This is a genomic window from Variovorax sp. SPNA7, assembly GCF_033807855.1.
Lineage (GTDB): Bacteria > Pseudomonadota > Gammaproteobacteria > Burkholderiales > Burkholderiaceae_C > Variovorax > Variovorax beijingensis.
Genome location: NZ_CP138513.1, coordinates 124,227 through 142,988 on the forward strand (window position 1 = coordinate 124,227; position 18,762 = coordinate 142,988).

Annotated in this window: 20 protein-coding genes; 5 read left to right on the top strand and 15 right to left on the bottom strand. The window is 69.5% G+C overall.

From position 1 onward, the window contains the following. Nucleotides 1-10: 10 nt before the first annotated feature. Complete coding sequence (locus RZE77_RS00615; RefSeq protein ID WP_319440236.1) at nt 11-451, top strand: VOC family protein; 441 nt, start codon at nt 11-13, stop codon at nt 449-451. Here RZE77_RS00615 and RZE77_RS00620 read toward each other — a convergent pair. After that, nucleotides 448-906, bottom strand: coding sequence for a CopD family protein (locus RZE77_RS00620; protein WP_319440237.1), 459 nt, complete (start codon nt 904-906; stop codon nt 448-450). The genes RZE77_RS00615 and RZE77_RS00620 overlap by 4 nt on opposite strands. 99 nt (nt 907-1,005) lie before the next feature. On the opposite strand from RZE77_RS00620, the gene RZE77_RS00625 reads away from it, so the two are divergent. Together RZE77_RS00625 and RZE77_RS00630 are read left to right on the top strand one after the other, a co-directional pair. Beyond that, nucleotides 1,006-1,836 (top strand): isocitrate lyase/PEP mutase family protein, encoded by an 831-nt coding sequence (locus RZE77_RS00625; RefSeq protein WP_319440238.1) that lies wholly within the window; start codon nt 1,006-1,008, stop codon nt 1,834-1,836. A 16-nt stretch (nt 1,837-1,852) separates the two neighbouring features. Continuing rightward, nucleotides 1,853-2,431: a uracil-DNA glycosylase family protein gene (locus RZE77_RS00630; protein ID WP_319440239.1), complete on the top strand. Its 579-nt coding sequence runs from the start codon at nt 1,853-1,855 to the stop codon at nt 2,429-2,431. On the opposite strand, the gene RZE77_RS00635 is transcribed toward RZE77_RS00630, so the two are convergent. The 7 genes from RZE77_RS00635 to RZE77_RS00665 all read right to left on the bottom strand — a co-directional run bounded on the left by RZE77_RS00635 (nt 2,428) and on the right by RZE77_RS00665 (nt 9,455). Then, complete coding sequence (locus RZE77_RS00635) at nt 2,428-4,104, bottom strand: amidohydrolase (RefSeq protein ID WP_319440240.1); 1,677 nt, start codon at nt 4,102-4,104, stop codon at nt 2,428-2,430. The genes RZE77_RS00630 and RZE77_RS00635 overlap by 4 nt on opposite strands. A gap of 2 nt (nt 4,105-4,106) precedes the next feature. Next, entirely contained in the window at nt 4,107-5,102 is a 996-nt protein-coding gene (locus RZE77_RS00640; protein WP_319440241.1) for a tripartite tricarboxylate transporter substrate binding protein, read from the bottom strand. Nucleotides 5,103-5,155: 53 nt separating this feature from the next. After that, entirely contained in the window at nt 5,156-5,518 is a 363-nt protein-coding gene (locus RZE77_RS00645; protein WP_319440242.1) for a cupin domain-containing protein, read from the bottom strand. A 25-nt stretch (nt 5,519-5,543) separates the two neighbouring features. Then, nucleotides 5,544-6,551 (bottom strand): quinone oxidoreductase family protein, encoded by a 1,008-nt coding sequence (locus tag RZE77_RS00650; RefSeq protein ID WP_319440243.1) that lies wholly within the window; start codon nt 6,549-6,551, stop codon nt 5,544-5,546. Between the two features lie 365 nt (nt 6,552-6,916). Next, nucleotides 6,917-7,807 carry a beta-keto acid cleavage family enzyme gene (locus RZE77_RS00655; protein ID WP_319440244.1) on the bottom strand — a complete coding sequence of 297 codons (891 nt, stop codon included), beginning with the start codon at nt 7,805-7,807 and terminating at the stop codon, nt 6,917-6,919. After that, complete coding sequence (locus tag RZE77_RS00660; RefSeq protein ID WP_319440245.1) at nt 7,804-8,568, bottom strand: SDR family NAD(P)-dependent oxidoreductase; 765 nt, start codon at nt 8,566-8,568, stop codon at nt 7,804-7,806. Before RZE77_RS00660 ends, RZE77_RS00655 begins: the two co-directional genes overlap by 4 nt. Nucleotides 8,569-8,588: 20 nt before the next feature. Then, the gene (locus RZE77_RS00665; protein WP_319440246.1) at nt 8,589-9,455 is read right to left on the bottom strand and encodes a dioxygenase family protein; all 867 of its coding nucleotides are present in this window, start codon (nt 9,453-9,455) and stop codon (nt 8,589-8,591) included. Nucleotides 9,456-9,600: 145 nt separating this feature from the next. On the opposite strand from RZE77_RS00665, the gene RZE77_RS00670 reads away from it, so the two are divergent. Then, complete coding sequence (locus RZE77_RS00670) at nt 9,601-10,632, top strand: LacI family DNA-binding transcriptional regulator (RefSeq protein WP_319440247.1); 1,032 nt, start codon at nt 9,601-9,603, stop codon at nt 10,630-10,632. Here the strand turns inward: RZE77_RS00670 and RZE77_RS00675 are convergent, their stop codons facing one another. Both RZE77_RS00675 and RZE77_RS00680 read right to left on the bottom strand, forming a co-directional pair. Continuing rightward, nucleotides 10,633-12,246, bottom strand: a complete 1,614-nt coding sequence (locus RZE77_RS00675) for a hypothetical protein (RefSeq protein ID WP_319440248.1) — start codon at nt 12,244-12,246, stop codon at nt 10,633-10,635. 28 nt (nt 12,247-12,274) lie between these two features. Further along, nucleotides 12,275-12,493 (bottom strand): DUF1127 domain-containing protein, encoded by a 219-nt coding sequence (locus RZE77_RS00680; RefSeq protein ID WP_319428429.1) that lies wholly within the window; start codon nt 12,491-12,493, stop codon nt 12,275-12,277. 62 nt (nt 12,494-12,555) lie between these two features. Here RZE77_RS00680 and RZE77_RS00685 point away from each other — a divergent pair, with 62 nt between their 5' ends. Then, a complete protein-coding gene (locus RZE77_RS00685; RefSeq protein ID WP_319440249.1) occupies nt 12,556-13,446 on the top strand; it encodes a LysR family transcriptional regulator in 891 nt (296 codons plus the stop codon). 4 nt (nt 13,447-13,450) lie between these two features. Here RZE77_RS00685 and RZE77_RS00690 read toward each other — a convergent pair whose 3' ends face one another. The 5 genes from RZE77_RS00690 to RZE77_RS00710 are packed head-to-tail and all read right to left on the bottom strand — an operon-like array spanning nt 13,451 to nt 18,762. Further along, entirely contained in the window at nt 13,451-14,098 is a 648-nt protein-coding gene (locus RZE77_RS00690) for an ANTAR domain-containing response regulator (RefSeq protein ID WP_319428431.1), read from the bottom strand. A gap of 1 nt (nt 14,099) precedes the next feature. Continuing rightward, nucleotides 14,100-15,254, bottom strand: a complete 1,155-nt coding sequence (locus tag RZE77_RS00695) for a transporter substrate-binding domain-containing protein (protein WP_319440250.1) — start codon at nt 15,252-15,254, stop codon at nt 14,100-14,102. A 36-nt stretch (nt 15,255-15,290) separates the two neighbouring features. Further along, nucleotides 15,291-16,940: a nitric oxide reductase activation protein NorD gene (locus RZE77_RS00700; RefSeq protein WP_319440251.1), complete on the bottom strand. Its 1,650-nt coding sequence runs from the start codon at nt 16,938-16,940 to the stop codon at nt 15,291-15,293. Next, the gene (locus RZE77_RS00705; RefSeq protein WP_319440252.1) at nt 16,937-17,755 is read right to left on the bottom strand and encodes a CbbQ/NirQ/NorQ/GpvN family protein; all 819 of its coding nucleotides are present in this window, start codon (nt 17,753-17,755) and stop codon (nt 16,937-16,939) included. The genes RZE77_RS00700 and RZE77_RS00705 overlap by 4 nt, the downstream gene beginning before the upstream one ends. Beyond that, nucleotides 17,752-18,762 carry an alpha/beta fold hydrolase gene (locus tag RZE77_RS00710; RefSeq protein WP_319440253.1) on the bottom strand — a complete coding sequence of 337 codons (1,011 nt, stop codon included), beginning with the start codon at nt 18,760-18,762 and terminating at the stop codon, nt 17,752-17,754. Before RZE77_RS00710 ends, RZE77_RS00705 begins: the two co-directional genes overlap by 4 nt.

Consider the following 18,762-nt stretch of genomic DNA (forward strand, 5'->3'; position numbering starts at 1 on the left):
AGAGCAAACCATGACGGACCCGATACACAGCCCACCGTTCTCGGTGCTGCGCATCGATCATGTCGTGCTGCGCGTGAAGGACGCGGAGCGCGCCATTGCCTTCTACCGCGACGTGCTCGGCTGCCAGGTCGAGAGGCGCCGCGACAACCTGGGGCTCGTGCATCTGCGCGCCGGCACCAACCTCATCGACCTCGTCACGCCCGATGGCCCGCTCGGCAAGCAGGGCGGCGCCCTGGCCGGCAAGGAAGGCCGCAACGTCGACCACATCTGCCTGCGCATCGAGCCCTTCGACGAAGCGGCGATCCGCGCATTGATGGCGCGGCACGGCGTGCCGGTGCACGGCGAGGTGCAGAACAACTTCGGCGCCGAGGGCAACGGCCCGTCGATCTACATCACCGATCCCGACGGCAACGGCGTCGAGCTGAAAGGGCCGGGAGGCAGCGGCCCCTAGCCGGCGCGTCCCAGGATCGCCACGCCGAACACCGCGACGCCGAGCGCGAGGTTCAGGCTCACCAGCTTGCGGACCATGTCGAGCCGCCCGGCCGCCACCGGCCACGCGCTTTCCTCCACCGCGCGCCGCAGCGTCTTGAACACCGAGGCGCGGATGTACACGTAGATGCCGGTCATCACGATGGCGATGCCCATCATCGCTTCGATGCGCCAGTGCACCGCGCGGAAGCCGCCCGCGAGCAGGATCATCGCCACGCCGGTCGCGAACAGCAGCGTGACGGCCGCGTCCACGCCCACGAAGAAGCGCCGCAGCGCCGCCGCCATGGTGCGCAGCCGAAGCGGCGGCTCCAGCGTGGCGACCGCGGCGGGGCGCACCGCGAAGTGCAGGGTGGCCATGCCGCCGACCCAGAAGGCGGCGGCGAGAAGATGGATGAAGAGCAGGATGACGTAGGACATGGGGCCCGATCAGAACACCGAAAGCGGTGCTCGCGCAATGTCCGTCTCGTTGCGTTAAAACCCCATCCTTCGCACGCAACAAAGAAAGATGAGGCTTCCATGACCCGCACCGTCGCCCAGAAGCGCGCCGAGTTCCGCGCGCTGCACGAACAGGGCTGCTTCGCCATTCCGAACCCCTGGGACAAGGGCAGCGCGCGCTACCTGCAGGGCCTGGGCTTCAAGGCGCTCGCCACCACGAGCTCGGGCCATGCCTGGTCGCAGGGCCTGGCCGACGGAGGGCAATCGCGCGACACCATGCTGGCCCACCTGCGCGACATCGTCGATGCCACCGACCTGCCCGTGAATGCGGACTTCGAGAACGGCTTTGCGGCCGATGCCCGGGGCGTGGCCGAAAGCGTGCGCCTGGCCGTCGAGACCGGCGTGGCGGGCCTGTCGATCGAGGATTCGACCGGCGATCCGGCGAATCCGCTGTTCGAGATCGGCGTTGCGGTCGAACGGCTGCGCGCGGCGCGCCGTGCCATCGACGCGGCCGGCGGCGACACGCTGCTGGTGGGCCGGGCCGAGAATTTCTTCGTCGGCCGCCCTGATCTGGACGACGCCATCGCCCGCCTCAAGGCCTACGCCGAGGCCGGCGCCGACTGCCTCTACGCGCCGGGCATCCGCACGCGCGAGCAGATCGCGGCGGTGGTTGCCGCGGTGGCGCCCAAGCCGGTCAACCTGCTGATCGGCTGGCCCAGCGAGCTCGGCATGCAGGACGTCGCCGCGCTCGGCGTGCGGCGGGTCAGCGTGGGCGGTGCGCTTGCGCGCGCGGCCTGGGGCGGCTTCGACCGCGCCGCGCGGACGCTGGCCGAGCAGGGACGTTTCGATGGCTTCGAAGGCGCGGCCTCCGGGGCCGATCTCGATGGATTCTTCGGCCGGTTCTCCGAATAGCACGCGTGCCGGCGCCATGGATGCGCTGCTCGCCGAAATTCGCGGCTGCACCGCCTGCGCCGCGCACTTGCCGCTGGGCCCGCGGCCCGTGGTGCAGGCCAGCGCCAGCGCGCGCCTCTTGATCGTCGGCCAGGCGCCGAGCCTGACGGTGCATGCCACCGGCCTGCCATGGGACGACAAGAGCGGCGAGCAACTGCGCCGCTGGCTCGGTATCGACCGAAAGCTGTTCTACGACGCTGCGCGCATCGCGATCATGCCGATGGGTTACTGCTACCCCGGCCGCGGCAGCAGCGGCGACCTGCCGCCGCGGCGCGAATGCGCCGAGCTCTGGCATGCGCGCCTGCTCGCGCAGATGAGCCGGGTCGAGCTCACGCTGTTGATCGGCCAGTACGCGCAGCGCCACTTCCTGGGTGCGGCGCGCAAGGCCGGCGTCACCGAAACCGTCGCGGCCTTTGCGGAATTTGCACCGCGCTTCATCCCGCTGCCGCATCCGTCGCCGCGCAACACCGGCTGGTTCAAGCACCACCCGTGGTTCGAGAGCGAGGTGCTGCCGGTGCTGCGCGAACGCGTGCGGCAGGCGCTCGCACAACCCTAGGGGGCTGCGGCCACCGAGGTGCCCGACGTATCGAAGGGCCGCGCGGCATAGACCACGCGCCCGCCCACCACCGTCATCAGCGACACCGTCTTGCCGATGCGCTCCAGCGGCACCGAGAAGAAGTCCTGGTCGAGGATCGCGAAATCCGCGAGCTTGCCTACTTCGAGCGTGCCGCGCCTTGCCTCGTCGAAGCTGAACCACGCGCTGCCCACCGTGTAGAGCCGCAGCGCCTGTTCACGCGTGGGCGTCTCGTCGGCGCCGCGCATGGCCTTGCCGCTCACCGTTTTGCCGTCGAGCATCCATTGCAGCGCGACGAAGGGGTTGTACGAAGCCACGCGGTGCGCATCGGTGCCGGCGCCCACGTTCACGCCGCTGCGCAGCGCACTGCCGATGGGCGGCATGCGGCGCGCTGCATCGCCGCGCGTGGCGAGCGCACGGTCGCCCTGGAAGTACATCGCGTCCTGCATCGTCCAGCCGATGCCCAGCGCCTTCATGCGCGCGAGCGTCTCGGGCGAGGCGTCGTCCAGGTGCGCGATCGACCAGCGCAGGTCCTTGATCGGCACCTCGGCGTTGAGCTTCTCGTAGAGCCCGAGCAGGTGGTCGACCGAGCCGTTTTCCTGCCAATGGATCGTGACCGCGAGCTTGCGCATCGCCGCCCACTTGATGAGCTCGTAGAACTTCTCCTTCGCGGCCGCATCGGGAAAATTGTTGTTGTACATCGCGAGCGTCACGCGCTCGCCGAGGCCGTTGAACTTGAGCATGTCGTCGCCAAAGCCCATCGGCAGCATCTGCGTGAGCTCGCGGAACTCCTGCAGCTCGGCGCCGGGTTTCTGCGCGAACACACTGTAGGCCACGCGCAGCGTCAGCGCCTTCTCGCGCCACAGCTCGAACAGCGCCGCGTACTGCGACGGCGCAATGCTGAAGCCGCCCGGGTCCACGAGGCCTGTGACGCCCAGGCGGTTCAGCTCGCGGAAGAAGGCGCGCGTGCCGGCCAGGTTGTCGTCGTAGGTCGGCTTGGGCAGCTTGTCGAACAGCGCCGAGATGCCGACGATGTCGCCCGTCATCCAGCCCGGCGCACCATCCGCCGCGGGCTTCATGCCGGCCGGCAGCGTGCCCGCCGGAACGCCCAGCGCTTCGAGCGCCTTGGGCGTCATCACCACGGCTTCGTAGAACAGCTGCACGTACACCGGATGGTTGGGCGCGGCCTCCTGCAGTTCGGCCGCGGTGGGACGGCGGCGCTCGGCGAACTGCTGCTCGGTCCAGCCCCCGGCCACGATCAGCCAGCCGCCGGGCCGTGCACGCGCGGCCGCGGCGCGGATGCGCTCCATGGCTTCGCCGATGCTGCCGGCACCGATCCAGTTGACCTCGGTCGAATAGCTCAGCGCTGCGCGCACCGCATGCATGTGCGAGTCGATGAGGCCGGGGATCACGGTGCGGCCGCCCGCATCCACGGTGCGCGTGATCGGGCCCGAGAGCGCGCGCACCTGCGCGGCATTGCCGACCGCCACGATGCGGCCATCGCGCACGGCCAGCGCCTGCGCGGTGGTGGCGGCCGCGTCGAGCGTGGCGATCTTCGCGTTGGTGACGATCAGGTCGGCCGGCTGGGCCTGCGTTGCAGGCGGCAGCAGCAGCAGTGCGGCCGTCGCGGCCGCCGTGAGCAGTGTGCGCAGCATGGTCAGTCGACCTTGATGCTGGCTGCCTTGACCACCTGCTGCGCCTTGGCCGTCTCATCGGCAATGAACTTGTTGAACTGCGCCGATGGCATCGTGAAGGGCTCGGCGCCGAGCTTGTCGAGCCGTTCCTTGAGCTCGGGCGAGGCCATGATCTTCGCGACCTCCGCCTGCAGCCGGTCCACCACCGGCTGCGGCGTCTTCGCGGGTGCGAAAAGCCCGACCCAGAACAGGTACTCGGAACCCGGCACGCCGGCTTCCACCGTGGTGGGCGCCTCGGGCAGCGCGGGCGAGCGCTTGGCGGTGCCCACGGCCAGCGCCTGCAGCTTGCCGCTCTTGATGAGCGGCAGGGCCGACACCATCGGCGCGAAGAACCAATCCACGCGCCCGGCCATCACCTCGGTCATGGCCTCGGGCGTGCCGCGGAAGGGCACGTGCTGCGCATCGAGCCCGGCCGCGAGGCGGAACACCTCGGCGTTCATGTGCGTGGCCGAGCCGTTGCCCGCGGAGCCGTAGTTGAGTCCGCCCGGCTTGGCCTTGGCTTTCGCGACCAGGTCCTGCACGTTCGCGAAGTGCGAAGGCGCGGTGACCAGCACGTTGGGCAGGCTCGCCATTGGCGTGATGCCGGTGAAGTCCTTGATCGTGTCGTACGACAGGCCCTTGTAGATCCACGGATTCACCAGGTGCCCGGCCGAATGCACCAGCAGCGTGTAGCCGTCGGCCGGCGCCTTGGCCGTGATGGCCGCGCCCAGCGTGCCGCCCGCGCCGGGCTTGTTGTCCACCACCACGCTGGTGCCCAGCGCGGGCCCGAGCTTCTCGGCCACGAGCCGCGCGACGATGTCGGTGCCGCTGCCTGCCGTGAAGGGAACCACGAGCTTGATCGGCTGCGTGCCGGGCCAGGCGTTCTGCGCCTGCGCGACGCCGAGCGTGCCGATGGCCGCGAGTGCCGCGGCTGCGGTGAGCGCCTGCCGGCGGCTCCAGGTATTGAATGTCTTCTTCATGCGTCTTGTCTCCGTTGATTTGTTTGGGTGAGCGATGAATGACTGAAGCGGGCCTATGCGGGCGGCGGCGTGCTGTTCGGCATCACCAGCGCCACCAGCACGGGCCGGTTGCTGCGGTTTTCGAGCTGGCGCTTTTCGCCGGGTGCGAAGCGGCAGCTGTCGTAGGGGCCGAGCACTTCTTCCTGGTGCGCGCCGTCGAGCTCGCCGACCACATGGAGCTGGCCTTCGAGCACGAGGTAGAGCTTCTCCATCGGCGAACCGTCGAGCCCGGTATGGCCGCCGGGAAGGATCTGGCTCATGCCCATCCACATCTGCGTCGAAGGCCCGGCCTCCTTGCCCTGCAGGCGCAGGCAGCGCATGTCGAAATGGTTGGGCGCCTCGTAGTGCGGCGCTTCGCTGAAACGGGTCACATGCATGGCGGTGTTCCTCGGGTTGTTCGATTCAGGGGCGCAGCACGACGCGGTCGGTGCTGCCCGAGAGCACGAGCCGGTAGGCATCCATCGCTTCGTCGAGCCTGAAGTGCCGCGCCACGGGAAAGGGCTTGAGCGTGCCGCGCTCGAAGCCTTCGCGCATCGCATCGAGCTGGGCTGTGGAGGCCACGCAGTCCATCGCGAGCGAGTCGATGCCCACGAAGGTGTGCATGCCGCGGTAGAACGCGAAGATGTCGAAGGGCACGGCGCGTTCGTGCGTGGCGATGAAGATCTGCGTCGCGCCCTTGGCCATGGCCTTGTTGGCGGCCTCGAAGTAGGCGCTGCCTACGGTGTTGTAGACGATGTTTGCGCCGCGTCCGCCGGTGAGCTCGCGCACCTGCGCGCCCACGTCGGCATGGTGGCGCGCATCGATCACGTCGACCGGCCCGCACGCGAAGCCCTCGAACGGACCGGCGCGGCGCTGCACCGCGATCACGCGCGCACCGGCCTGCGAGGCCAGCTGCACCGCGGCCTGGCCGACCTTGCCGTTGGCGCCGAGCACCAGCACGGTCTGTCCGGCCTGCGGCATGCCGCTGCGCCTGAAGCCCTCGTAGGCGGTGACGAAGGGCACGCCCACGGCGCCGGCCTCGTCCATCGAGATGCCCTGGGGCTTGGCGCGCAATGCGGCTTCGGGCAGCACGAGATAGCGCGCATGCGAGCCGTCGCGCGTGATGCCGATGTCGCCGCCCGAGCCATAGACCTCGCGGCCGATCCATTCGGCCGGACCGCTGACCACGGTGCCCGCAAAGTCGCGGCCCGGCGTGCGCGGCCACACGGCTTGCGGCATGAGGCCCAGCGTGGCTTTCACATCGCTGGGGTTGACCGCGGCGGCGGCGACTTGCACCACGGCGTGGCCGGTGGGCGCTGTGGGTTCGGGCTGCGGCGCGGCTTCGAGCTGCAGTGCGTCGAGGTTGGCGGCCTTTTCGTTCACGCGCAGTGCGCGGGAGTTGTGGCTGGTGTGCATTGCGGCGGTGCTCATCTCGGTTGTTCCACTGCGTGTCGCGTGGTGCTTGTTTTGTTGAAGCTCTTGTTCTTGGCGCTGCTGTTCAGGGCGTGTGCACAGGCCACCGGGTACTCCCCTCCGCGAATGTCCCCCGGCCTTCGGCCTCCTCCTTGATTTCGCTGCGGGGAGCACCCGATGCCCTGTGCACTTGGACGCGCTGCCAGTGCATCGCTGATCAACGACCGCTCCGCATAACGCTCCCGTCGATGGGGTGCCTTGCGCAGCGAAATCAAGGGGGAGGCCGCAGGCCGGAGGACATTCGCGGAGCAAGGTACCCCGTCGGCGGGAGCGCGCCCTGAACAACGCACCTCGAACACAGCAGACAAGCAAGTTCCCATCTCCTAGCTCCCCGCCAAGGGCAAGCCCAGCATGTCGCGCGCCTCCCGCGGATTCGCAATCTCGCCCCCAAGGCTCAGCAGGATGTCGCGCGCCTTCGCCACCAGCTGCGCATTGCTCTCCGCCAACACGCCTTTCTCGAGGTAGATGTTGTCCTCCATGCCGACACGCACATGGCCGCCGAGCAGCCATGCCTGCGCAACGATCGGGAACTCCATGCGCCCGATGCCGAAGGCGCTCCAGAACGCGCCGCGCGGCAGCATGTTGCGGGCGTAGAGCAGCGTCTCGGGCGTGGGCGCGAAGCCGTATTTCACGCCGAGGACGAAGGTCCACATTGCAGGGCCGTCGAGCGTGCCGTCGGCAATCAGGTCGAGCGCGAGGTTGATGTCGCCCGAATCGAAGATCTCCAGCTCGGGCTTCACGCCGGCCTCGCGGATCACCCTGGCCATGCGGCGCACGTTCTTCGGCGTGTTCATCACCACGTCGGGGCCCGAGTTCATGGTGTTGAGATCGAGCGAGCACACGTCGGGCCTGATCAGCGCGATGTGCTCCACGCGCTTCTCGGGCGGCAGCAGCGTGGTGCCGGGCGCGGCGATCTTCGGATCGTCCTCGCTCGGAATGAAGCGCCCGCCGGGGCCGGTCGTGAGGTTGATGACCAGCTCGCGATTGCTGCGCCGGATGCGGTCGACCACCTCGCGGTACAGTTCCACCTCCATCGACGGCTTGCCGGTCTCGGGATGGCGCACGTGGATGTGCACCTGCGCCGCGCCGGCCTCGGCCGCGGCCAGGCATTCGTCGGCGATCTGCACCGGCGTGATCGGCAGGTGCGGCGTCTGCTCGGGCTTCACGAGGTTGCCCGTGACCGCGCAGGTGATGAGGGTCTTGGCGGTGCTCACAGGTGGCGCCCTCCATCGACCACGATGCGCGTGCCGGTGACGAAGCGCATCGTCGTTGCAAGCGCCTCCACCGCGGCGGCCACGTCGTCGGGCTTGCCGATGCGTCCGAGCGGCGTGGTGCTCGCCATCTTGCTGGCGAACTCCGCGCCGCGGCCCGGCACGAAGCCCGATTCGACCGCGCCCGGCGAGACGGACACCACGCGCACCGCCGGCGCCAGCGCCTTGGCGAGCGCATCGCCCACCACGTCGAGCCCCGCCTTGGCCGCCACGTACGCGAGGTTGCTGCCCACACCCGTGAAGCCCGCGATCGACGAGATGTTGGCGACGAGCCCGTCGCCGCTGTCCTTCAGCATCGGCGCGAAGGCGCGGATGGTCGCGAACACGCCACGGAAGTTGGCGCGCACGATGTCGTCGATGAGCTCGTCGGTCAGCGCATCGAGGTCGCCCGCGGGGACGGGCTGCGTGTGGCCTGCGCTGTTGACCAGGATGTCGCAGCGCCCATGCGTGGCCTTCACCTCGGCGGCCGCGGCCTGCAGGCTCGGCGTGTCGACGATGTCGGCGCGGATCGCCGCGTGGCGCTGTCCGCTGGCGGAGGGCAGGGCGGCCGCGCGGGCAGCCGCATCGTCGCCCTTGCGATGCAGGAGCACGCAGGTGGCGCCGAGCGTTGCAAGGCGCAGGGCTGTCGCGTAGCCGATGGCGCCAAGGCCGCCGGTGATGACGGCGACCTTGCCGTCGAGTCGGGAAACAGGATCGAAGCTCATGGGATGCAAGCGTGGTGGGTTCAGGGAATGGGTGGACGCGGAAACTTCATCTCGCCCGGTTCGAGCTGGAAGTCGTACTGCAGCGTGGCGCTCTGGCCGTCGGGCGCCAGCGCGAAGCAGCCGATCAGCCGCTGCGTCACGCCGAAGGTCGGGTCGCTCTCGAGGTTCTGGTCGTCATCGGCGAACACCTGCGTGACAAGCACCTTGTGGCCCGGCTTGCTCACCATGAAGTGCAGGTGCGCGGGCCGGTTGGGGTGGCGCTGCTGCGCGCGCAGCAGCACGCCGCAGGGCCCGTCGGTCGGCACCGGATAGCCGGCCGGCCGCACGCTGCGGAAGTGGAAGCGCCCTTGCGCGTCGGTGCTGAAGCGGCCGCGCAGGTTCATGTCTTCCTGCGCCGGGTCCTGGTTTTCGTAGAGGCCGATGGGCGAGGCCTGCCACACGTCGACCGTGGCGCCTGCGATCGGCTCGCCCCGCGCATTGCGCACCGTGCCTGCCACCGCGAGCGGCAGGCCCGGCGTGCCCGAGCGCGCGATGCTGTCGCCCAGCGCGCAGGCCGGCGAGTTCGCGCGCCAGAACGGGCCGAGCAGTGCGGCCGGCGATTCGCCGTGCGGGTCCTGGTTGTTCTGCAGCGCCACCACGGTGGAGATGCCGAGGATGTCGGCCGCCAGCACCACTTCGTTCTTCTTCTCGCCCGTGGCCTGGCCGATGGCGACGATGAATTCGAGCGCCTGCTCGAACTCGACCTCGGTCAGCTTCACCTCCTGGACGAAGGCATGCAGGTGGTGCGTGAGCGCGTTCATCACGGTGCGAAGGCGCGCATCGGGCGTGCGCTCCATGGCCTGGAGCGCGAAGCCCAGCACCGAGTCGGGGGAAGTGGCGATGTTCATGGGAGTCTCGTTGGTTTGTGCAATCGTTTGCACGATCTTAGTCCAAACCGCCAGAAAGTAAAATGACCCTGTTACCCGACCCGGGAATACCGGAAAGCCATTCTTGGCAGCCAGCCCGGTGACAATCGTTTGCACCAACCAGCCCATGAGCACCAGCCCGCCTTCTTCCCCCGTGACCATCCGCGACGTCGCCCGCGCGGCCGGCGTGCATGTGTCGACCGTGTCGCGCGCGCTCAGCCCCGAGAAGCGATCGCTGATCAGCGACGAGGTGCTGCGCGTGGTGGAGGAGGCCGCGCAGCGCCTGGGCTACCGGCCCAACCGCGCGGCCTCGGCCCTGCGCACGGGCCGCACCCACACCATCGGCGTGCTGGTGCCCGACATCACCAACGCGGTGTTCCCGCCGATCCTGCAGGGCATCGAGGCCAGCGCGGCGGCGCGCGGCTACTTCGTGTTCGTGACCAACGTGGTCGACCCTGCGCTCGCGCGACCGGTGCTCGAGCGCATGCTCGCGCAGCGCGTCGACGGCGTGATCCTGGCCACCGCCACGCGCGACGATCCGCTGGTCGACTTCGTCGCCAAGGCCGGCATGACGGCGGTGCTGGTCAACCGCGCCGACGAGACCGGCCGCCTGCCGGCCGTGGTGAGCGACGACCGGCTTGCGATGAAGCTCGCGGTCGACCACCTCGTGGGCCTGGGCCACAAGCGCATCGCGCACCTGGCCGGGCCGCAGAACATTCCCACCGGCGTGGGCCGGCGCCTGGGCCTGGAGCAGGCGCTGCGCGACCACCGCATGAAGCCGCTGCGCGTGGTCGAGTGCGAGAGCTACAGCCGCGAGGCCGGCGCGGCCGCCATGCGGCAGATGCTGGAGGCCGGTCCAGCCCCGCAGGCCGTGGTGTGCTGCAATGACCTCGTGGCGCTGGGTGCCTACGACGCACTGCGCGAGGCCGGCCTGCGCGTGCCGAAGGACATCTCGGTCACCGGCCACAACGACATGCCGCTGGTCGACATGGTCGACCCGCCGCTCACCACCATCCGGCTGCCGCACCGCGAGCTCGGCTGGCGCGCGGCCGAGATGCTGTTCGAGGAAATCGACGGCCGCGCCATGTCGGCATCGACCGTGGTGCTGCGGCCCGAGCTCGTGGTGCGCAAGTCGACCGGCGCGCCGGCCGTGCGCTGATCAGCGGGGCAGGGTTTTCTTGCGCGCCGCCGGCCGCCGCGGCGGCCTGGCTTCGAGCACCAGCTGCGGCAAGGCTTCGCGCAATGACGCCAGCGACTGCTCGGCCGCCTTCAGGTCGCCCGCATGCGCCGCATACCAGGCGTGCTCGAACAGCAGGCTGCAATGCTGCAGGCCCGGGTAGCGCCGCCGGCCGGCCTGGTGGTCGGCCAGCCGCGCCTGCGCCACCTCGACCCAGCGCGCGGGCCAATGCGCGGCATCGAAGGCATCCGCGAGCGGCCCGGCGAGCTGCGAGATCGCGGCCGGGTCCAACGGCTTCTGCGCGCGGAACTGTGCGAGCGTGGACTGCGGCTCGGGCCGGCAGTGGCCGCGCGCGATGCGCATCAGGTAGATCGCGTTCCAGGCCGAGCGGCCCTGGCCGTCGGTGTGGCCGCAGAGCCATTCGCTGAAGGCGATCCACTGCACCGCGCGGCGCGTGGTGTCGGCATGGCCGTCGTGTGCGAGCGCCGGCAGGTCCGACAGGCCCACGCGGTCGAACAGCCAAGCAGCCATGCCCATGTTGGCGGCCACGTGCTGCGCGGCGTCGAAGGAATGCGACTCGAAGGCGGCCGCCAACGCCTCGCCGAAACGCTGCAGCGACTCTTCGGCGAGCGCAGCGGCCGTTGGCTTGTCATCGGCGGAAAGTCCCAGCGCGCGCGAGCGGCACACCAGCGCCCACAGGTTGCACCATTCGAAGCGCACGTCGGGGTGGTGCCGCAGCACCAGGCTGCGCGCCGCATCGTTCGCCATGCCGCTGAGCAGCGATTGCGCGAGCGGCAGGTCGCGCGCGGTGTAGGCGCACCAGGCCGAGACGATGCATTCCATCGCGCCCAGGTAGTCGTTGCCCGCCACATGGTGGGCGAGGCGCTGCTTCTTGAGCGCCTGCAGGCGGCGGCGCGCCTGCTCGTTGTCGCCGAGGCGGCGCCACAGCATCGCCTCGTTGAGCGTGACCAGCGCGCGCTGGAAATCGGTGGCGGCCAGCGTGCCGGCGAGGCGGATCGACTCCAGCGCACTGGCCGGCGACCCGGCCGCGCCGCCGCCCGCCACCGGCGCCATCAGCCGGCCTTGCCGCGCCGCCTGCTGCGAGGCCACCAGCTGCTTCCAGAACGCCGCGTCCTGCAGGTGCACCGCATCGGGCGGCGCCGAGCCGGGCGCGGCCGCGCGGGCCTTGCGCGGGCGCAGCCCCAGGAAAGAAGCCACCTCGGCGGCCGTCGCGGCGCGGCCGCCCACCAGCATGCGCACGCGCTTCGCCTCGGCGGGCGGCAGCCAGAAGGGCCCCTGGCTGCGCCGCTCGGCGTTCAGGAAGCGCGGCTCGCGCTGCGTGTCCTCGCCCCAGCCGACCTCGATGTGCCAGGCCTTGAAGTCGCGGAACGCGCGGCTCACGACCATGCGCAGCGTGCTCGCATCGGAGACTTCGCCGCGCAGGTCGGCCAGCCGCACGAGGCCGCCTTCGGCATCGTGCGCATGCTTCATGCGTGCGAGCAGCCAGAGCGACTGGAACGCCGCGCGCTGGCCGTTGACCGATTGCGGCGAGGTGAGTTCGATGGAAAGCGGGGTGGGGGCGGCGGTTTGGGGCACGCCCCGGATTGAACCTCAAATCCGGTGGTCAGCGATGCCGGTCGAGCAATCCGGCCACCTCGCTGCGACCGATGCCCAGGTCGCGCAACTCGTGTTCGCTCATGCCGGCCAGGTGCCGCGCGTCCACGTGGGCGCGGCGGCGCTCCGCGGCACGGCGGCGCCAGCTGCGCAGGGCATGCATCAGGCGTTGATGAAAGGGCGAGTGCGTCGGCGCGGTCACGATGGGCTCCTTGTTGGGAGCGCTCATCTTGCGGCGGGGCATGCTATTGTGGAAGTTGAGATTTCTGACACCTTCAATCAGCATTCCTGATGCGACAACTCAACCTCGACCAACTCCGAACGCTCATCGCCATCGCCGATCTCGGCACCTTCTCGGCGGCGGCCAAGGCGCTGCATCTGGCGCAGCCCACGGTGAGCCTGCACATCAGCGAACTCGAATCGCGCCTCGATGCGCAGCTGGTGGTGCGCGGCAACCGCCGCGTCACGCCCACGGCGGCCGGCGCGGCGCTGGTCGAGCGCGGGCGCAAGCTGCTGCGCGACACCGACGATGCCGTCGAGGCCGTCAAGCGCCAGGCCGAGGGCCGCACCGGCCGCGTGCGGCTCGGCACTTCCACCGGCGTGGTGGTCGACCTGCTGCCGCAGGTGCTCGAAGCGCTGGGCGCCCGGCATGCGGGCATCGACGTGGAGGTCAGCATCCTCGGCTCGTACGAGGCGATGGCGCGGCTGGCCGCCGGCACGCTCGACATCGGGCTGGTGGCCATGCCGCAGCCGCCGCTGCGCGAGCTGGTCGTCACGCCCTGGCGCGACCAGGCCATGATGGCCTTCGTGCCGCAGCGCTGGAAGGCGCCCAGGCGCGCCACGCCGGCCTGGCTGGCCGCGCAGCCGCTGATCTTCAACGACGCCACCACCCACATGTACCGGCTCTCGATGGAGTGGTTCGCCGCGGCCGGCTTCGCGCCGCGTGCGCGCATCGAGCTCAACTACGACGCCGCGATCCGCAGCCTGGTGGCGGCCGGCTACGGCGCCGCGCTGCTGCCGCTGCAGCAGACCACCGATGCGGCGCTGAACGAGCGCATGCAGATCCTGCCGATCACGCCCAGGCTCACGCGCCGCTTGGGCATTGCGCACCGCCAGCGCGCCCTGCTCGACGGCGCCACGCAAAGCGTGCTGCAGGTGCTGACGGCCTTTCGCCAGCTCTGATTCTTCAGCTCTGGCCGGGTCTGCGTGCGCCGAGCGAAAGGATTTCGTTGGCGTTGACGATGGCCCCGGCGATCTCTTCCATGGTCGTGCGCTTGCTCATCGCCTGGTCGCGGATCAGGTCGTGTGCCTGCCCTTCGGAAACGCTGTGCGTCTTCATGAGAATGCTCTTGGCCTCGGCGAGCTGCCGCACGCCGAGCAGCTTGGCCTCGACCTTGCGCAGGCGCCGCGCGAGCGAACGGCTTTCCTTGTGCGCCTCGCGCGCCACCACCAATGCAGAGAGCAAGCCGAAGGAGCGCACCGGCGAGGGCAGCACCGCCTTGGCGCCGATCTCCAGCACGGCCTCGACGATGGTCGGATTCTCGTAGCTGACCACCGCGATGATGGCGGGCGCATCTTCGCTCTGGGTCCACTCGAAGCGCAGGTGGATGAAGTCGGGCTGCACCGCCATGAAGGCCACGTCGATGCCCTCGGGAAGCACCTGCACCGGCGGCCAGAAGGCCTGCACCTGGCAGCCGATGCGCTGCAGCTGCTGCGTGAGCTGCCGGCCGTCGGCGTCGTCCGGGTGGATCACCGCGATCTTCAGCAGGCGCAGCTCCTTCAGCTGCGGCGGCGTCACCCGCAGGGTGTGTCGCTTGGGGGCGGCGCCGTCCATCCTAGAGCTCCAGCGTATCGAGCCTGGCCGTCCAGTCGCCCAGCGAATGAGTGACCAGATAGGGATCGGGGTACACCGCGCGCGTCGCCTGCCGCACGATGGTGAACTGCCCGTGCGCATCGACCCGCCCGATGCGCGGGTAGAGGCAGGTGTGATGGTTCGCCGGATCGATCTTCACGCGCCCCTGCGGCGCATCGAACTCGCTGCCCAGGATGTGCGGCAGGATCTCCGCAATGCCGTCGCTGCCCGATTGGCGGAACGCATTGGCGAAGATGTGCATCTGGAAATACGAGGCCTCCCAGCACAGGTTGGGCACGCAGCCGTCGCCGAAGCGTTCGCGCAGCCGCGCGAGGCAGCGCCGGTTGGCGGCCGAGTCGATGGACTGGAAATACGGCGCCGCGGTGAAGTGCCCCGTGGCCACGCCGGGCCCCATCTGCGAGATCTCGGCCTCCGACGTGGTGAGGCTCGAGATCGGCATCGTCTTCGGATCGAAGCCCGCTTCCGCATACGCGCGGTAGAGGCTCGCGGTGGAGTCGCCCACCACGGTCGAGAAGATGAAGTCGGGCCGCTTGTGGCGGATGTCTTCCATGATCGCGCGGTAGTCCTTCTCGGTGGCGTCGAGCGCCACGTAGCGCTCGCCGAGTTTCTCGCTGCCGGGACGCTGCATCACCAGCTCGCCCATGATGCGGTTCGACTCGTAGGGATAGATGTAGTCGGAGCCGATCAGGTACACGCGCGAACCGAAGTTCGTGGTCATGAACTCGGCCAGCTGCACGCTGTTCTGATTGGGTGCGGCGCCGGTGTAGATGACGTTCCCCGAGTACTCGAAGCCCTCGTAGAGCGTGGGGTAGAACAGCAGCTTGTTCCACTTCTCGATCACCGGGATCACGGCCTTGCGGCTGCTCGACATGTAGCAGCCGAAGATCACGTTGACGCGGTCCTGCACGATCAGCTGCTCGGCCAGCTGTGCATAGCGCGCGGGGTTCGATTGCGGGTCGTGGCGCATCGCCACGATCTCGCGGCCGTCGACGCCGCCGGCTCCGTTGATCTCCTCGATGGCGAGCAGCGCGCCCTGCAGCTGCGACAGCCCGATGGTCGAGGTGACGCCGGTTTCCGAGTAAAGGATGCCGACCCGGATGGGGTCCTTGTCAGCCACGGGGGTGTCTCCTGGTTGTGTGAACCATCATTCTCCTCAGTTTGCGGCCAGCCGCGCGCTCATGCGCGCGAGCCGCGCGGGCAGGCTGCGTGCGTCGTCGGCGATGCAATAGTTGCGCCAGCCGAAGATGCGGCGCACGTACGCGTCGGCTGTGCTGTCTACCGCGATGCACGCGGTGCGCACGCCGGCTTCGCGCGCCTCGGCGACGGCCATGCGGGCGTCTTCGACCAGGTACTTGGGGTCGTGCACGTCGATGTCGGAAGGGGCGCCGTCGGTCACGAGCAATATCGCGCGCTGGCCTGAAGGCTCGGTGCGCAGGTGCGATGCGGCATGGCGCAGCGCGGCGCCGATGCGTGTGGAGTAGCGGCCGCGCACCGCGCCGATCACGGCGCGCGACGGCGCCTCGAGCGGCCTGCCGAATTCGAGCAGGCGGTAGTAGTAGACCTCTGCGCGTGTGTTGGACGAGAAGCCGTGGATCGCGAACCGGTCGGCGCCGCGTGCGCCGGAGCCGGCCAGCAGCAGCGCGGCTTGCTTTTCGATGTCGAGCAGCGAACGCGCACCGCCATGGACAGGGTCGTTCGCCGATTCCGACAGGTCGAGCAGCACCAGCACGCTGCTCGGGCGCGGCGCCCTGCCGGGGCGCATGAAGAGCCGCGGATCGGGGCGCAGCCGCAGGCGGCGGTCGACCAGCACTTCGATGGCGGCGTTCAGGTCGATGTCGTCTCCCTCCCATTGGCGGCGCAGGCGGTGGGTGCGGTCGAGCTGGCGGGCGCGGGGCAGCGCGGGCGGGGCCAGGCGCTCGGTGGCGTTGCTGGCGGCCGTTTGTTGTTCGCGCACCGGCCAGAGACCCTGCCATGCGGGAAGCTTCTCGATCACCGTGCACCAGTCGGGCCGCAGGCGTTCGAGCTTGCGGTCCCATTCGGGGTAGATGTAGCGGCCCAGTTCCAGTTCGGCGGCGCCTTCGGGCAACGGGCCATCGCTTCGATTCGCAGCATCGGCATCGGTCGGCGGTGGCGGCCGGACAGCCGGCTGCTGCAGCGCGATGGCTTCGTCGGGCGACGTTTCGGCCTCGCCGAAATCCCACAAACAGCTGTTGTCGTCGCGGTACGGCGCCGGCACTGCGTAGTGCTGCGGCTCGAAGCGCACGCGCATCTGGCCGAGATCGTTGGCCAGGATCGACGCGATCGTACGGAAGGCGTCGCAGTCTTCCAGCCCCGCAGAGGCGACGGTCTCGTCGAACAGGCGGCGCGCCTTGTTGACCCAGTGGTTGTCGTCCTGCCAGGCGGGCAGCATCAGCATGCGGTCCATGCGCGAGACGAGCGCCGCAAAGCCCAGGTCGAGCGGGTCGGGCGCGGGCGCGAGCGATCCGGCGAACCAGCCGTGCACCCCGGGGAAGTCGCGGCACAGCAGCCGCTCGACGCGTGCGTCCTCGATGGCGGAGACGATGGCGATGCCCATGGGCTTGAGCGTGCGCGCGGGCCTGGAGGGCGGGGAGTGGCGCAGGTGCGCGACCGCATGGGCCACCATGGCGCGATGCCATCGCCTGTCGGCGCTCGCGGGCAGCAGCAGCCGCTTGCCGGCCAGCACCGCGCGCGTGCCTGCATGGCCTTCGAGCGGCTGCACCTCGATGTCGACACCTGCCAGCCCACGGGCGAGCAGGGCCAGTGCGGCGAAACTGTCCTTCATCCGAACTGCGCTTCGACGAAGCCCTGCAGCGCACTCGCCATGTCGGGGTCATCGGTGAGGGCGCGCGTCATCGTCATCTCGCAGCTGTCGCGCGGCGACACGCCGTCGCGGATCAGCACGCCCGCGTAGATCAGCATGCGCGTCGACACGCCCTCGTCGAGCCCACGGTGCTTGAGCTCGCGCGAGCAGCGCGCAATGGCCACCAGCTTCGCGGCCAGGTCGAGCCCGACCGCCGCCTCGTGCTCGACGATTTCCGCTTCGAGGCCGCTGCCGGGGTAGTCGAACTCCAGCGCCGCGAAGCGTTGCCGGGTCGAAGGCTTCATGTCCTTTGCGCTGCTCTGGTAGCCGGGGTTGTACGAGACCACCAGCTGGAAATCAGGGTGCGCGTGCACCAGCTCGCCCTTCTTGTCGAGCGGCAGGATGCGGCGCGCGTCCGTCAGCGGGTGGATCACCACCGTGGTGTCCTGCCGCGCCTCCACCACTTCGTCGAGGTAGCAGATGCCGCCGTGGCGCACCGCGAGCGTCAGCGGTCCGTCGTGCCAGGCTGTGCCGTTGGCGTCGAGCAGGTAGCGCCCCACGAGGTCCGACGCCGTCATGTCCTCGTTGCACGCCAGCGTGACCAGCGGCCGCCCGAGCGACCACGCCATGTGCTCCACGAAGCGCGTCTTTCCGCAGCCGGTCGGTCCCTTGAGGATCAGCGGCATGCGGTGGCGGTAGGCTTGCCTGTAGAGCGCCACTTCGTTGCCCGCGGGCCGGTAGAAGGGCTCGGTCTCGATGCGGTAGCCGGCGAGCGGATCGGGGACGGCGGCATTCATGGCGTGGCGAGCAGTTCCTTGAGGGCGGTGTCGATGAAACGGGTGTCTGCGGGGCTGCTGCCGCCGCCTGCGAAATGGCCCCACACGCCCGGGATCGGACGGCACTCGGCGTTCGGCATGTGCGACACCTCCCACTCGTTGTCGGCCACGGGAAAGTACAGGTCCCGCTCGGCCGGCATCACGATGGCGCGCGCCTTGATGGCGCCCAGCGCCTTCTTGAAGTCGCCCTTGAACACCGGGTTGTCGCTGATGTCGCCGTGCTGCCACGACCACAGCATCGCGAGCAGGTTGTTCGCGTCCTTCTGCAAGAAGAAGCCTTCCCAGAAGCCGACCAGGAAGTCTTCGAGCGAACTGAAGCCCAGCTCGCGCCACAGCTCCTGCATGTAGAAGGGCTGCGACAGGCCCCAGCCTGCGTACACGCGGCCCACCGCCCGCAAGCCCTTGCTCGGCGGCGTGGCGTACCAGCCGCCGTTCCACGCCGTGTCGGCCGTGAGCGCGGCCTTCACGCCCTCGAGAAACACGATGTTGTGCGGCGCCGTCTTCGCCGAGCCGCAGAAGGGCGCGATGCGCTGCACCATGTCCGGGTACAGGCAGCCCCACTGGTTGGTCTGCTGCGCGCCCATCGACCAGCCTGTGACCAGCGCGATGCGCTCGATGCCGAACTTCTCCGTGACCAGGCGGTGCTGCAGCCGGACGTTGTCATAGAGCGTGATGTCCGGAAAGCGCGACAGGTTGTACGGTTCGGGCGTGTTGCTGGGCGACGAAGAGAGGCCGTTGCCCAGCATGTTCGGCACGATGATGAAGTACTTCTCGGGGTCGAGCGCCATGCCCGGGCCGATCAGCCATTCGTTGTCGTAGTGTTGGCCCGAGTACCAGGTCGGGTAGACGATCACGTTGCCTTTGTCGGCGTCGAGCTTGCCGTAGGTCTTGTAGGCGAGCCTGGCATTGCGCAGCGTCGCGCCGCGTTGCAGGGGCACGTCGCCGAGGTCGAAGATTTCGTAGTCCAT

Excerpts from the sequence above, each read along its gene's own strand:
- RZE77_RS00615 (WP_319440236.1), top strand. The coding sequence starts at position 11 with ATGACGGACCCGATACACAGCCCACCGTTCTCGGTGCTGCGCATCGAT.
- RZE77_RS00620 (WP_319440237.1), bottom strand. The coding sequence starts at position 906 with ATGTCCTACGTCATCCTGCTCTTCATCCATCTTCTCGCCGCCGCCTTC.
- RZE77_RS00625 (WP_319440238.1), top strand. The coding sequence starts at position 1,006 with ATGACCCGCACCGTCGCCCAGAAGCGCGCCGAGTTCCGCGCGCTGCAC.
- RZE77_RS00630 (WP_319440239.1), top strand. The coding sequence starts at position 1,853 with ATGGATGCGCTGCTCGCCGAAATTCGCGGCTGCACCGCCTGCGCCGCG.
- RZE77_RS00635 (WP_319440240.1), bottom strand. The coding sequence starts at position 4,104 with ATGCTGCGCACACTGCTCACGGCGGCCGCGACGGCCGCACTGCTGCTG.
- RZE77_RS00640 (WP_319440241.1), bottom strand. The coding sequence starts at position 5,102 with ATGAAGAAGACATTCAATACCTGGAGCCGCCGGCAGGCGCTCACCGCA.
- RZE77_RS00645 (WP_319440242.1), bottom strand. The coding sequence starts at position 5,518 with ATGCATGTGACCCGTTTCAGCGAAGCGCCGCACTACGAGGCGCCCAAC.
- RZE77_RS00650 (WP_319440243.1), bottom strand. The coding sequence starts at position 6,551 with ATGAGCACCGCCGCAATGCACACCAGCCACAACTCCCGCGCACTGCGC.
- RZE77_RS00660 (WP_319440245.1), bottom strand. The coding sequence starts at position 8,568 with ATGAGCTTCGATCCTGTTTCCCGACTCGACGGCAAGGTCGCCGTCATC.
- RZE77_RS00665 (WP_319440246.1), bottom strand. The coding sequence starts at position 9,455 with ATGAACATCGCCACTTCCCCCGACTCGGTGCTGGGCTTCGCGCTCCAG.
- RZE77_RS00670 (WP_319440247.1), top strand. The coding sequence starts at position 9,601 with ATGAGCACCAGCCCGCCTTCTTCCCCCGTGACCATCCGCGACGTCGCC.
- RZE77_RS00680 (WP_319428429.1), bottom strand. The coding sequence starts at position 12,493 with ATGAGCGCTCCCAACAAGGAGCCCATCGTGACCGCGCCGACGCACTCG.
- RZE77_RS00685 (WP_319440249.1), top strand. The coding sequence starts at position 12,556 with ATGCGACAACTCAACCTCGACCAACTCCGAACGCTCATCGCCATCGCC.
- RZE77_RS00690 (WP_319428431.1), bottom strand. The coding sequence starts at position 14,098 with ATGGACGGCGCCGCCCCCAAGCGACACACCCTGCGGGTGACGCCGCCG.
- RZE77_RS00700 (WP_319440251.1), bottom strand. The coding sequence starts at position 16,940 with ATGAAGGACAGTTTCGCCGCACTGGCCCTGCTCGCCCGTGGGCTGGCA.
- RZE77_RS00705 (WP_319440252.1), bottom strand. The coding sequence starts at position 17,755 with ATGAATGCCGCCGTCCCCGATCCGCTCGCCGGCTACCGCATCGAGACC.
- RZE77_RS00710 (WP_319440253.1), bottom strand. The coding sequence starts at position 18,762 with ATGGACTACGAAATCTTCGACCTCGGCGACGTGCCCCTGCAACGCGGC.